This window comes from Streptomyces sp. NPDC048441 (assembly GCF_043200235.1).
GTDB lineage: Bacteria > Actinomycetota > Actinomycetes > Streptomycetales > Streptomycetaceae > Streptomyces.
Genome location: NZ_JBICXM010000009.1, coordinates 105,041 through 117,332 on the forward strand (window position 1 = coordinate 105,041; position 12,292 = coordinate 117,332).

Genomic DNA, 12,292 nt, shown 5'->3' on the forward strand with positions numbered 1-12,292 from the left:
TGCCCGCTTCGAACAGGCCCGCGGAGCCTGCGAGCGGCCGGGCGGGGCGGAGGGCTGACATTTTTGCTACTCATGAGTAAGGTCGCGGGTCGAGGAACGGAGTTGTCATGACCCGCACGTTCACTGTGTCCCGGAGCATCCTGGTCGAGGCGTCACCCCTTTCGGTCTACGAGCAGGTCAGCAGGCCAGGCCTGATGGGACGCTGGAGCCCCGAGAACCTGGGGGCGACCGTCCCCGGCGGCGAAACGCCGGCCCGTGTCGGCCTGGTCTTCGACGGTCACAACAAGCGCGGCGCGTTCCGCTGGACCACCCGCTGCACGGTGACCGAGGCCGATCCGGGCCGCCGCTTCGCCTTCCGCGTGCACGCCATCGGGCTGAAGCGCCCCCGGATGAAGGCCCCGATCGCCACCTGGGAGTACCGGTTCGAGGACAGCGACGGTGCGACCGAGGTGACCGAGACCTGGACGGACGACCGGCGTTCCTGGCCCACCTTCGTGGCCAACACCTTCGACCGGGTGGCCACCGGCGGTCACACCTTCGCCGCCTTCCAGGTCCGCAACATCGACAAGACGCTGCGGAACCTCAAGCAGGAGTTCGAGAACGGGCGGGAGCACCAGTCCCGGGACCGATGATCGGAGCGCGCGCCCGTCCACCAAGCCGACATGCCCCGCCAGTTCCAGCCGCGCGCGAACCAGTAGCGCCCGCCGTGCTGCCTGCGGGTGAAGACTTGCAGCGCCTCGGGGTCGTACCAGCCGCGCCGGGTGACGTACCCGAGCATCATGAGGGACCGTAGACGCCGCGGGACCCACGGCGTCTACGGTCCGATTCGCACTGCCCGCGGCGACGCGATGGATGCATCGCACACCCTCTCGCGCACCGGCCCGCACAGCCGCCCGCGGAAGTGGCCCCTACGGCGCGTCGAGGTCGAGTTCGCGGACCACCGTCATGTCGTCGAAGGGGAGGAGCAGTTCGCCGATGATCTGGTGGGGCTCGCTGCCCCTTCCGGCGACCAGCACGATGTCGCCCGGCTGTGCGGCGGACAGTGCGTACGAGATCGCAGCGCGGCGGTCGGCCTCCCGGTGGAAGGGCGTTCCGGTGGCGGCGAGACCGGGAACGGTCTGGTCCAGGATCCTCTCGGGGTCCTCGCCGCGCGGGTTGTCCGACGTGAGGACGCACAGATCGGAGTGGCGTCCCGCGATCTCGCCCATCAGGGCGCGCTTGGTGGTGTCACGGTCGCCACCGCAGCCGAACACGGTGATCACCGCCGCTGCCGCGAAACCGCGGATCGTGGCGAGGACCTTCTCCAGGGAGTCGGGGGAGTGCGCGTAGTCGACGATCACGTCGACACCCCGCGCGGTGGTGAAGCGCTCGAGCCGGCCCGGAGTCGGCGGCATCCGGTCCAAGGCCTCGACGAGCGCGGGGAGTTCATGGCCGAGCAGATGGCAGGCCGCGAGGGTGGCAAGGGCGTTGGACACCGAGAAGCGTCCCGGTATCGGGATTGCGGCAGGATACTTGCGGCCGTCGTGGTGGAGCGTGAAGCGGGTGCCCGCCGCGTCCACGACCAGGTCGCTCGCCCGGTAGTCGGCGGGTGCGTCCAGGCCGTACGTGGTCACCGCACCCGGCATCAGGGCCAGGATCTCGGCGCTGACGGGATCGTCCGCGTTGACCACCGCGCGGTCGCAGAGCCCACCGAACAGGCGCAGTTTGGCGTCCTTGTAGTGCTCCATGGTCCCGTGGTCGTCCAGGTGGTCCTGGGTGAGATTGGTGAACACGCCGATGGCGACAGGGACATGGTCGAGGCGGCGCTGCAACAGGCCCATGGACGTGGCTTCGAGCACCACGCTGCTCGTGTCCCGGTCGCGCATGTGGCCGAGGAGGTACTGGAGGTCCGGCGACTCAGGGGTGCTCAGGACCGATCTCGGCATCGGGATCGGCTCCGTGCCTATCCGGCTCCCCGAGGTGCCGATCACCCCCGCCTTCGTGCCGTCCGCCAGCCGGAGAGCGGACTCGATCATGTACGAGACGGAGGTCTTGCCGTTCGTGCCCGTGACCGCCACGATGTCCATCGCGCGTCCTGGCTCGCCGTAGTACCGGGAGGCGGCGAGCGAGGCGGCCGCTCGTGCGTCGGCCACCCGCACCACGCACACCTGCCCGGCGGATACCGTGGCCGGCGGCGCGCCGTCCTCGACGATGACAGCCCCCGCCCCCCGTTCCAGTGCCCGCCCGATGCCGCCGGGCCCGCCCTCCTCTTGGCCGGGTACGGCGACGTACAGCGATCCGGATGTCACTTGCCCGGCGTCGAAGAAGATGCCCGTGGTGACCGGGACTTCCGGGTCACCGTGCAGAACGTGGTGGTCGTGTCCGTCGAGCAGTGCGCTGAGCTTCACAACAGTCCCCTCGAAGGCGGCTTGCGGCATACCGCGTACGCCCGGCCTGGCAGGCAAGGGCGACGGCACACCGGAATCCGCGGTGATACGCGTATGGGCGAGCGGGCCCCGCAGGGGGATATCTGCGTGCGGGCCGAAGGGCCAGGACGGCCGAGGAACGCTACCTGTGCGCCGCACGGCCGGTTGCACAGAACCGGATGGGCCGTGGAGGGCCGCAGACAGGTGGCCGGGCGGAGCAGGGACCTGCCCGACACGGCTTCAGTGTAAGGCCGCGCGGGTCCGACGCCGACGGAACGGATCCTCTCCAGCGCCGCGGATGCCCCGAGGCGCTGCGGCGGATACCCCGAAGCCTATTGACGCGGACGCGTCACTCGGTATGGTCTAGTCCAACGGCAGGAGTCATTCCGGATAGCTGCAGCTCCGGTGCGTCGGTGTGCACGCCGACGGATTCTGCCGCGTCATTCTTCGCGTTTCGTCTCGCTCGCGCTTCCTAGCACTTCCGCGCACTTCCTCGCGTTCCTGCGCGCCTCTTACTCCTGCACGTCGGCACCCCTCTGTACCCCTGCACCCCTCTGCACCCCTGCACGTCCAAGAGGCGACTCCTCGTACCCTCCCCCCACCACGCGACGGGCGGCCGTGCACGCGCACGCGTCGGCCCGCCGAAGGAGTGATCCCATGCGTCCTCGTGTCCTCGCCGCGCTGACCGCGACCGCGTCCGCCGCCGCACTCGCCCTCCTGACCCTCGCGCCCAACGCCTCCGCCGAGAAGGCGGACAAGGCGGATGCCGCGGCTGAATTCATCGTCAGCGAGGCCCAGTTCAACCAGATGTTCCCGAACCGGAACTCCTTCTACACCTACAGCGGCCTCACCGACGCACTCAGCGCCTACCCCGAGTTCAGTGAGACGGGCAGCGACACCGTGCAGAAGCAGGAGGCCGCGGCCTTCCTGGCGAACGTCAGCCACGAGACCGGCGGCCTGGTCCATGTGGTCGAGCAGAACACGGCCAACTACCCGCACTACTGCGACAGTTCCCAGCCCTACGGCTGCCCGGCGGGCAACGACAAGTACTACGGCCGCGGCCCGATCCAGCTCAGCTGGAACTTCAACTACAAGGCGGCGGGCGACGCCCTGTCGATCGACCTCCTGAACAACCCGGACCTCGTGCAGAACGATGCCGCCGTGGCGTGGAAGACCGGCCTCTGGTACTGGAACACCCAGAACGGCCCGGGGACCATGACGCCGCACAACGCCATGGTCAACAGCGCGGGGTTCGGCGAGACGATCCGCAGCATCAACGGAAGCCTGGAATGCGACGGGAAGAACCCTGAGCAGGTGCAGAGCCGGATCAACAACTACACCCAGTTCACCGAGATCCTCGGCGTCCCCACAGGCGACAAGCTCAGCTGCTGAGGCGGCCCTGCCTCGTCGTCACCCGCTGCCTCGCCCGCTGTCTCGCCTGCACGGAGCAGGCGAGACAGCGGGCGATTTTCGGCCAAGGTTAGTGCAGCGCTCAACCGTCGACCAGGAGGGGCTGGTTGGGCCAGGTGGTGATCAATAGCCTGGGACACATTGCCTGTGACCGACCAAGGAGCCATATGTCCACTGCGCAGCACGTCCCCGACATCCTCTCGCCCGAGTTCGCCGAGAACCCCTACCCGGCCTACCAGGTGATGCGGGAGAGCGCCCCGCTCTTCTGGCACGAGGCGACGCAGAGCTGGATCATCTCGCGGTACGAGGACGTGGAGCGCGTATTCAAGGACAAGAGCTCGCAGTTCACCACCGACAACTACGACTGGCAGATCGAGCCCGTACACGGCAAGACGATTCTCCAGCTCAGCGGCCGTGAGCACGCCGTGCGGCGCGCGCTCGTCGCGCCCGCCTTCCGCGGCAGCGATCTCCAGGAGAAGTTCCTGCCGGTCATCGAGCGCAACTCCCGTGAGCTCATCGACACCTTCCGGCACACCGGTGCCGTGGACCTGGTCGGGGGCTACGCCACCCGCTTCCCCGTCAACGTGATCGCCGACATGCTCGGCCTGGACAAGGCCGAGCACGCGCGTTTCCACGGCTGGTACACCACCGTCATAGCCTTCCTCGGCAACCTCGAGGCCGACGCCGAGATCGCCGCGGCCGGTGAACGGACCCGGGTGGAGTTCGCCGAATACATGATCCCGATCATCCAGGAGCGCCGCGACCACCTCGGAGACGACCTGCTGTCCACGCTGTGCGCCGCCGAGGTCGACGGCGTACGCATGAGTGACGAGGACATCAAGGCCTTCTGCAGCCTGCTGCTCGCGGCGGGCGGCGAGACCACCGACAAGGCGATCGCCAGCATCTTCGCCAATCTTCTGACGCATCCCGAGCAGCTCGAGGCCGTCCGGCAGGACCGCAGCCTGATCGCCCGTGCCTTCGCCGAGACCCTGCGCTGCACGCCGCCCGTCCACATGATCATGCGGCAGACGGCGACCGAGGTGGAGCTCACCGGTGGCACCGTCCCCGCCGGCGCCACCGTCACCTGCCTGATCGGCTCGGCCAACCGCGACGAGCAGCGCTACGCGGAGCCGGACCGCTTCGACATCTTCCGGGACGACCTGACCACGACCACCGCGTTCTCCGCCGCCGCCGACCATCTCTCCTTCGCGCTCGGCAGGCACTTCTGCGTGGGCGCGCTGCTCGCCAAGGCCGAAGTGGAGATCGGCGTCGGCCAGCTCCTCGACGCGATGCCCGACGCGCGGCTCGCGGAGGGCTTCGAGCCCGTCGAGCAGGGGGTGTTCACCCGGGGGCCGCGGTCCTTGCCGGTGGAATTCACTCCCGTCACCGCCTGACCCGACCGGGGCGCCGCCCCAGGGCGGCGCCCCGGTCGGGTCAGTGCGACGCGGGTGTGAACTCCACCGGCAGTGCCGAGAGACCGCGCATCCAGATGGACGGACGCCAGGTCAACTCCTGCGGCTCCACCGCGAGGACGAGGTCGGGCAGCCGCTCCAGGAGCGTCTCGACCGCGGTCCTCGCGATGACATCGGCAAGGAGGGGCGCGGGGTAGGGGCAGCGGTGCTCGCCGTGACTGAACGACAGATGCGCGGAGTTCTCCGGGCCGACGTGCGACTCGGGCCAGATCTGCGGGTCGGTGTTGGCCGCGGCGAGGCCGAGCACCAGACAGTCGCCCGCCCGGATCTGCCGCCCGCCGAGCTGGGTGTCGCGCACCGCCCAGCGACCGATGAAGTTCTGCGTCGGGGTGTCGAGCCACAGCACCTCGTTGAGCGCCTCGCCCACGCTCAGCCGTCCGCCGGAGACGTTCAGCGCGAACCGCTCGTCGGTCAGCATCAGCCGCAGGGTGTTGCAGATCCAGTTGGCCGTCGGCTGCTGGGCGGCGGCGATGATGGAGATCAGGTCCTGGACGATCTCCTCGTCGGTGAGGCCCGCCGGATGCTGCAACATGCGTGAGGTGACGTCCGCTCCGGGCTTCTCCCGCTTCTCCTTGACCAGGAGCTGGATGCGCTCCCCGACGCGCGTGTACGCCGCCACCGGGTCGTCGCCCTCCGCCGCGTCGAGCGAGATCCGCAGGTCGTCCACGAGGTGCTGCGTATCCTCACCCGTGTGCGGCATACCGCACATCTGCACCGCGGCCCGCATGGGCAGCGCGTGCGCGAACGCGCTCATCAGCTCCGCCTGGCCGCTGCCCGCGAACTCGGCGATCAGCCGGTCGGCGATACGGCCGCTGTCCCTGGCGAGTTCGAACTGGTCGACCCCCTCGAGGGCCTCCGTGATCACCCCGGCCCGCCGCTGGTGCTCCGCGCCCTCGGTGAACAGGACCGAAGGCTGGTAGCCGACGAAGGGCATCAGCGGCCAGTCGGCGGGAATGTTCTCCCACTGGTTCCAGCGGCGCGAGTCACGGGCGAACAGCTCGTCGTGGCCGGTCACATAGCTGACTTCGGAGTAGCCGAGGACCAGCCACGCCGGCACGTCCCCGTCGAGGAGGACCGGCGCGACCGCACCGTGCTCACTGCGCAGGCTGCGGTAGAGCTGGGCGGGCGTCTGCTGGTACTCCAGACCGCCCAGGCGTACGCCGTCCACGCGTGCGGGGCACCCCGGAGGCGGGGCGCTCTGCTCGGAAGGGGATCCGGTCTGCTCGGTCACTGTGTCATCTCCTGGGCCAGGGCCAGTTCGTAGAGGTGGTCCACGAGGGTGATCAGGACGTCCTTGCCCGACGATCTCACCCGGGCGTCGCAGTCGATCAGGGGCACATGGCCGGGCAGCGCGAGCGCCTGCCGGATCTCATCGAGCGAGTGCGCGGACGTGTCGTCGTCGAACCGGTTGACCGCCACCACGAAGGGCGTCTTGTGGTGCTCGAGCCGGTCGATGGCGTACCAGGAGTCGTCCATGCGCCGCGTGTCGACCAGGACGACCGCGCCGAGCGTGCCGGAGAAGAGCCGGTCCCACAGGAACCAGAAGCGTTCCTGGCCGGGTGCGCCGAACAGATAGAGCACCACGCGCTCGTTGAGACTGATCCGGCCGAAGTCGAACGCCACCGTCGTGGTGGTCTTGGCGGCCACGTCGGCCGTCTCGTCGACGCCGACGCCGGCCTGCGTCATCACCTCTTCGGTGTTCAGCGGACGAATCTCGCTGACCGACCGGACAAGGGTGGTCTTGCCGACCCCGAATCCGCCCACGACGACGATCTTCAAGCCGGTCTCGGCAGTGTCGGACAGGGGCGTACGGGAAGGCAGCTCAGAGATTGCGGAGCCCATGGAGCACCTCCTTGAGAAGGTCGGAATCGGGGATCGACGCGGCCGAGCCGGTCGCGCGGGGATGGCGGGCGGTGATCCGGCTCATCGCGAGCAGGTCGCCGAGCAGAATCCGCACCACCGTGATCGGCAGCTTCATCTCGGCGGCGATCTCCACCACGGCCGTCGGATGCCGGCACATTTCGAGGATGCGTACGTGCTCCGACTGCATCCCCGCAGTCGGCTCGCACTCGCTCACCACCAGCGTGACCAGGTCGAACGAATCGTCGTCGGCGCGGCTGCGGCCGCCGGTGACCGTGTAGAGCCGGTCGGGGTCACCGATGTCCACAGGTTTGCGCGGCGTCACGAGGAGCCGCTGCCCTGGTCCTGATCGCGCGGCTCGGCGCGCAAGTGCTCCCCGATCTGCTCGACCAGTTCGGTCATCTGATGGCCCACCACTCCGGGGTCGGCGTTCTCGTCCGCCACGACCGCCAGGTGGGCTCCCTCGCCCGCCTCGACGATGAAGAGCAGCCCGCCGTGGAATTCGGTCATGGAGTGCCGGACACCGCCGGTTCCGTCGCCGAACTCCACGGAGGCGCCCTGGGCAAGGGCCTGGATGCCGGAACAGATCGCCGACAGCTGGTCGGCCTGGTCGAGCGTCAGATGCTCGCTCCAGCACAGCTTCAGGCCGTCCCTGGAGAGCACCAGAGCGTGCCGTGTACCGGGCGTGCGCTTCAGAAGGCTCTGCAGGAGCCAGGTCAGGCTGTTGTCAGTGGTCTGCATGGTAGGTGGGGCGAGATGTGCCGGGTGTGTCCGGTCACCGGCCCGTGCCTCCAATCTCACGATCTTGAGCGGGGGAAGGGGGCGCCAGATCCCGGGCGCCGTGCGGGAGGCTTCGGTCTACTCGCCGTACGGCGGCCGTGACTCGGTGGGACGGTCGGGCTCCGCGGGCGATCCGGGCACGTCGCTCCCGGCCGACCGCCGCCCGCGGTGGAACGCGCCGAAGCGGGAACCGGCGTCACGCGGCAACGGCTCCGCATCGCCGGAGGGCGCCGCGTCAGCCGCGGCGGACGCGGCATCGGACGCGGCCCTGCGCTGCTGCCGCTCACGGTCCGCCTCGGCCATGGTGCGGCCGGGGGCGCGCACGGGCAGGCCGTTCGGCGTGGCGGTGGCGGGACGTTCCTGCACGGTCTTGGCGGCGACGTCCGGGGCCGCCGGGGCCTCTTCAGCGGTGGCGGCGGTCTCCGCGGCCACGGGTGGGGTCTCCGCGGTCACCGGTGCCGTCTCCGCGGTCACGGGTGCGATCTCTGCGTCCACCGGTGCGGGCGCCGCCGCGACCAGCGTGGGCTTCGGCTCGGGACTGCGGAGCACGGGCTGCCGTGGAGCGGGATCGCGCTGCTGGGCCAGGAGCTGCGGAGGCAGGAGTACCACGACGCCCGTGCCGCCCCGTGAGGACGGACGGAAGTTGACACTCATGGCGTACTTGGCCGCGAGCCGCCCGACCACCGCGAGACCGAGTCGGGTGCCCTGTAGGGACGCCAGGTCCGTCATGCGCCCGGAGACCGACTCCTCCGCACGGCGCATCGCCGCGTCGGCCATCTTCAGGCCGCTGTCCTCGATCGTCACGACGACCCCGGCGGCGCGCTCCTCCACATAGACGTGCACCTCGTCGATGGGCGGGGAGAAGTTCGCCGCGTTGTCCATGAGTTCGGCGAGGAGGTGCATGACGCCCTCCGCCGCGAACCCGGCGATCGCCACGGTCGACGAACAGTGCAGCCGCACCCGCTGATACGCGGAGATCCGGCCGACGGCACCCCGCAGGATGCTCTCCATGACGATCGGCTTGTTCCACGCGCGACTGGACCGGCCACCCATCAGAAGGGCCAACCGGTCCGTCATCAAGCCGAGTTGGGACGTGCTGTGGTCGAGGCGCAACAGATCACCGAAGACCTCGACGCCGTGCCGCTCCTGCATGTCCCGCAGATCGGCGAGCATACTCACGGACTTGGCCTGCACCCGGCTCAGCGCCTTGGCGGATGCGGCCTGCGCGGCAGCGGCACGCCGCTCGCTGAATGCGAGTTCCCGTACGAACGACTCCGCGGGCAGCCGCAGCAGAGGATTCCGCGGCCATTCGAGACCGGCGAGAACGGTGTCCGCGGATGCCCCCTCGCGCAGCTGCTCGACAGCCGCGGGCAGCGTCGCCGCCCTCAGTTGCTCCAATTCCGCCGTGGCCTGGGCGAGTTGGCCCTGTGCCGTGTCGCGCTCGGCCCCGGCTGTGGCGGCTTCCCGTACCGACTCCTCGACGACCGAGGCGAACAGCTGGACGACCTGGCGCAGTTGGGGGTCCGACGGCGGCGCCGTCCGGGCGAGGGTCTCGTTCGTACCCGCCCCGTCCCGCAGCCGTTTGACGACGGTCGGGAGCGTGACGTTCACCAGATGCGCGGACTCGGCGCCCTGGCGTGCCAGCGACGCGTTGAGTGCATCGGCGTTGGCGTGGTCCGCCGCCGCTGTCCTGCGGACCCGCCCGACATGCATGGAGCCCGCCACGAGGGCGATGGCCAGGCACAGCCAACCGGCCACGACCGAAGCCACCGTCCAGCCACGGGCGTTGTCCGGTGCCGCGAAGGACGCGGCGGCACCGGCCGCGCCGGTCACCACAAGCACCACCAGCGGCACGGCAGACGCGGGGCGCTGCGCCTTGGCTATTCGGTGTGGGCTGGGAGGAGCAGGCACGGGCATTCAGCGGTCCCTCGGTCCTTGAGTGCAGGGAGACAACGAGCCGACCGAAACGCATCGGGATGCGCGTCGGTCGTGGGCAGGCCTGGAGAGAACACCAAGGGGACGACGATCTTCCGGACCCTACATCGCGCCATGCTAGTCATCCCGCGGAGCGTGAATGCCGGGGAGGGGGAACCGGTCGTTCAGGAGAGCTCCTTCGTCGTGATCTCGCCCCTGGAACGTGACTCCGTGGTAGGGGAGCCGTGGTCCGTCGGTCAGTCGACCAAAGCCCTCTCGGCGACCGCGAACGCCTCCAGGCCCGGAGTCGCGACGAGGTCGGCGACGCAGGCCGCGGAACCGCCGACGTACGTACTCACGAGGTCGACGTCACCGGCCACGCACCAGGCACGGTCATCGGGCCACCACAGGTCGGGGATCTCGGGTGTCACCCCGTGGAGGTCCGGCGACGCGGGCGAGTCGGCGTCGTCGAGGGGGCCGGAGAGCAGGATCTCGTCGCGGCCGGGTGTGTGGAACACCGGCGTGCCGTCCCAGTCGTAGTGGCCGTAGCCCTCCCACAGTCCGTACCAGCAGCGGTCGGGGGTGCGGGTGTGCCGGGACAGCACGGAGATCAGTGTGCGGGCCACGTCCGCGGGGGTCGGGCCCTCGTGCGGGTGCTCGTCCCAGACGCCGGGGACGGCCGGGGGATCGTCATTGCGGTATTGAAGGGGGTCCTTGACGCCGATCAGTTCGTGCCAGCGTGTCAGGGCGGACACCGACCGGCCGTACACGGCGGCGACTTGATCCCATCGCACCGGCTCCGTACCGAGCAGGGCAGGGTGCACGATGCGTGCGTACGCGTCGAAGCCGGGGGCGCCCACGCCCGCCACCGTGCCGAACCGGGCCTCGCCGCGCGGGCGTTGCTCCAGCCAGCGGGCAGGCGCGAGGTCGTGCCGCTCGACGCGGAGACGGCCGTAGACGGACGGGGGCGGGTACTGGTGGACGCGGCGCATGACCTCAGTGTCGCCGATTGAGCCGGGCCGCTTGTCCTGGACTCCGCGGACCTGCGTCTGCGTCCCCCTGAGCCGCGGTGCCGTGTGCGGCGAGGCACGCCTGTGGCCCCTGTTTGGGTGGCATCGGGCCGGGAACCCGGGGCGCCATGGACACCAGAATGCTGGATCAGGAGTGGATGCGCAGGGCCGCCTGCGCCGACGAGGACCCCGAGCTGTTCTTCCCTGTCGGGCACGCCGGCCCCGCGATCGAGGAGCAGGCGGAGGCCAAGGCCGTCTGCGACCGCTGTCCTGTGACGCGCGAATGCCTGGCCTACGCGGTCGCGTCGGGGCAGATCACCGGGGTGTGGGGCGGCGAAGGCGAGGACGAGCGCGCGCCGCTCCACCGAGCGGAGAGCCGGGCGCAGCGGCGGCGGCAACGGCAGCGGCGAAGGGTGCCGGAGCGCAAACGCTGAACGGCGCCCGCGCCCCGCCGGCTCAGCCGGAGGGCTCGTCCGGTACCGGCTGGTCGGGACGGACGCCACCCGAGTGCGGTGCGCCGCGCCTGCCGGTGCCCGCCTCGTCCGTGTCGGGTACGTCGTCGTCGGCATCCGGGGCGTTGCCGTTCGTGGCAGCGTCGTCGTCCGGATCCCAGTGGTCCTCCTCGTCCGACGCCTGCTGGTCGGGCGGGTCCCTCGGTACGGGCGTGTCGTCCTCGCCCCGGGTCTCGGGCTGCTCCTCGCTCACGGTCTTCCCTCCAGTCCTTCGTTGCCTTGTCGCGTCCGGATACGCGGATACGCGGATACGCAGACACGCGGCTTCCGGTGCGGAGCGCGGCTACCCGCCGTCGCCGCCGCGACACCTCGTACCTGCCACGGTGTACCGGCGGCGGCGCATCGGCCACAGGAGCGGGGCCGGTTCCCCGGCCCCGGAATCGGCACCGCCACTCGGGTGACGGCTGTCAAGGGCGCCAATACAGCGCGGGGTCAGGGTGGTTGACGAACCCGAGGTCGCGGTAGAGGGGTTCACCCTCGTGGGAGGCGTACAGGTCCACGCGGGTCACCTCACGCTCGCGGAACCAGCCGAGCAGACCCCGCATGATCGCGCGGCTGTGACCGCGCCGCCGGTGGGCCGGGTCGGTGACCACGCCGATCACGAGTCCGACCCGGCCGTTGCGCAGATGCGGTCCCGGCAGCCGTTGCTCGACCGTTCCGATGCCACACGCGGCGAGGCCGCTGTCACCGTCCACGACGAGAATCCGCACGGCTGCCGCGGTCGACTGGGGCAACTGGTCCTTCAGGAATACGGCCAGGGCGTCCTGCCAGCTGTCGTCTCCCGATGGCGGGTTGAAGTATTCGTCGCCGCGATGCTCGAAGAGCAGCGCCCGCAGGCGTACGAGCTCCGCGATGTCGGCCTGCGTCGCCTGCCGTATGTCGGTCTGGATTCCGGTGCGTTGTGGCATGTCGATCAGCCTGATGTAATG

Annotated in this window: 13 protein-coding genes; 4 read left to right on the forward strand and 9 right to left on the reverse strand. The window is 70.1% G+C overall.

The genetic code is table 11. From position 1 onward, the window contains the following. Positions 1-107: 107 nt before the first annotated feature. A complete protein-coding gene (locus ACGFSB_RS22995) occupies positions 108-632 on the forward strand; it encodes an SRPBCC family protein (protein ID WP_393402244.1) in 525 nt (174 codons plus the stop codon). Positions 633-908: 276 nt separating this feature from the next. Here the strand turns inward: ACGFSB_RS22995 and ACGFSB_RS23000 are convergent, their stop codons facing one another. Further along, entirely contained in the window at positions 909-2,387 is a 1,479-nt protein-coding gene (locus ACGFSB_RS23000; RefSeq protein ID WP_393402246.1) for a UDP-N-acetylmuramoyl-L-alanyl-D-glutamate--2,6-diaminopimelate ligase, read from the reverse strand. A 675-nt stretch (positions 2,388-3,062) separates the two neighbouring features. On the opposite strand from ACGFSB_RS23000, the gene ACGFSB_RS23005 reads away from it, so the two are divergent. Next, positions 3,063-3,797 (forward strand): chitinase, encoded by a 735-nt coding sequence (locus tag ACGFSB_RS23005; RefSeq protein WP_393402249.1) that lies wholly within the window; start codon positions 3,063-3,065, stop codon positions 3,795-3,797. A 185-nt stretch (positions 3,798-3,982) separates the two neighbouring features. Then, complete coding sequence (locus ACGFSB_RS23010; protein ID WP_393402252.1) at positions 3,983-5,209, forward strand: cytochrome P450; 1,227 nt, start codon at positions 3,983-3,985, stop codon at positions 5,207-5,209. Positions 5,210-5,249: 40 nt separating this feature from the next. On the opposite strand, the gene ACGFSB_RS23015 is transcribed toward ACGFSB_RS23010, so the two are convergent. From ACGFSB_RS23015 to ACGFSB_RS23040, 6 genes are all read right to left on the reverse strand, one after another. Next, the gene (locus ACGFSB_RS23015; protein WP_393402255.1) at positions 5,250-6,518 is read right to left on the reverse strand and encodes a cytochrome P450; all 1,269 of its coding nucleotides are present in this window, start codon (positions 6,516-6,518) and stop codon (positions 5,250-5,252) included. Beyond that, the gene (locus tag ACGFSB_RS23020; protein WP_393402257.1) at positions 6,515-7,129 is read right to left on the reverse strand and encodes an ATP/GTP-binding protein; all 615 of its coding nucleotides are present in this window, start codon (positions 7,127-7,129) and stop codon (positions 6,515-6,517) included. The genes ACGFSB_RS23015 and ACGFSB_RS23020 overlap by 4 nt, the downstream gene beginning before the upstream one ends. After that, positions 7,110-7,472, reverse strand: a complete 363-nt coding sequence (locus ACGFSB_RS23025) for a DUF742 domain-containing protein (RefSeq protein WP_393402259.1) — start codon at positions 7,470-7,472, stop codon at positions 7,110-7,112. Before ACGFSB_RS23025 ends, ACGFSB_RS23020 begins: the two co-directional genes overlap by 20 nt. Further along, entirely contained in the window at positions 7,469-7,888 is a 420-nt protein-coding gene (locus ACGFSB_RS23030; protein WP_393402261.1) for a roadblock/LC7 domain-containing protein, read from the reverse strand. The genes ACGFSB_RS23025 and ACGFSB_RS23030 overlap by 4 nt, the downstream gene beginning before the upstream one ends. 117 nt (positions 7,889-8,005) lie before the next feature. Further along, on the reverse strand, positions 8,006-9,844 hold the full coding sequence (locus ACGFSB_RS23035) for a sensor histidine kinase (RefSeq protein ID WP_393402264.1): 1,839 nt from the start codon (positions 9,842-9,844) through the stop codon (positions 8,006-8,008). Between the two features lie 254 nt (positions 9,845-10,098). After that, a complete protein-coding gene (locus tag ACGFSB_RS23040; RefSeq protein ID WP_393402267.1) occupies positions 10,099-10,833 on the reverse strand; it encodes a hypothetical protein in 735 nt (244 codons plus the stop codon). A gap of 146 nt (positions 10,834-10,979) precedes the next feature. Between ACGFSB_RS23040 and ACGFSB_RS23045 the strand changes: the two genes are divergently transcribed. After that, positions 10,980-11,285 carry a WhiB family transcriptional regulator gene (locus ACGFSB_RS23045; protein WP_393402269.1) on the forward strand — a complete coding sequence of 102 codons (306 nt, stop codon included), beginning with the start codon at positions 10,980-10,982 and terminating at the stop codon, positions 11,283-11,285. 22 nt (positions 11,286-11,307) lie between these two features. Here ACGFSB_RS23045 and ACGFSB_RS23050 read toward each other — a convergent pair whose 3' ends face one another. Together ACGFSB_RS23050 and ACGFSB_RS23055 are read right to left on the reverse strand one after the other, a co-directional pair. Further along, positions 11,308-11,556, reverse strand: a complete 249-nt coding sequence (locus ACGFSB_RS23050) for a hypothetical protein (RefSeq protein ID WP_393402271.1) — start codon at positions 11,554-11,556, stop codon at positions 11,308-11,310. Between the two features lie 214 nt (positions 11,557-11,770). Next, positions 11,771-12,271: a GNAT family N-acetyltransferase gene (locus tag ACGFSB_RS23055; RefSeq protein ID WP_393402274.1), complete on the reverse strand. Its 501-nt coding sequence runs from the start codon at positions 12,269-12,271 to the stop codon at positions 11,771-11,773. Between the last annotated feature and the right edge of the window lie 21 nt (positions 12,272-12,292).

Bases quoted from the DNA above. Each gene is read 5' to 3' on its own strand.
- ACGFSB_RS23010 (WP_393402252.1), top strand. From the start codon at position 3,983: ATGTCCACTGCGCAGCACGTCCCCGACATCCTCTCGCCCGAGTTCGCC.
- ACGFSB_RS23005 (WP_393402249.1), top strand. From the start codon at position 3,063: ATGCGTCCTCGTGTCCTCGCCGCGCTGACCGCGACCGCGTCCGCCGCC.
- ACGFSB_RS23030 (WP_393402261.1), bottom strand. From the start codon at position 7,888: ATGCAGACCACTGACAACAGCCTGACCTGGCTCCTGCAGAGCCTTCTG.
- ACGFSB_RS23055 (WP_393402274.1), bottom strand. From the start codon at position 12,271: ATGCCACAACGCACCGGAATCCAGACCGACATACGGCAGGCGACGCAG.
- ACGFSB_RS23035 (WP_393402264.1), bottom strand. From the start codon at position 9,844: ATGCCCGTGCCTGCTCCTCCCAGCCCACACCGAATAGCCAAGGCGCAG.
- ACGFSB_RS22995 (WP_393402244.1), top strand. From the start codon at position 108: ATGACCCGCACGTTCACTGTGTCCCGGAGCATCCTGGTCGAGGCGTCA.
- ACGFSB_RS23045 (WP_393402269.1), top strand. From the start codon at position 10,980: ATGGACACCAGAATGCTGGATCAGGAGTGGATGCGCAGGGCCGCCTGC.
- ACGFSB_RS23020 (WP_393402257.1), bottom strand. From the start codon at position 7,129: ATGGGCTCCGCAATCTCTGAGCTGCCTTCCCGTACGCCCCTGTCCGAC.
- ACGFSB_RS23040 (WP_393402267.1), bottom strand. From the start codon at position 10,833: ATGCGCCGCGTCCACCAGTACCCGCCCCCGTCCGTCTACGGCCGTCTC.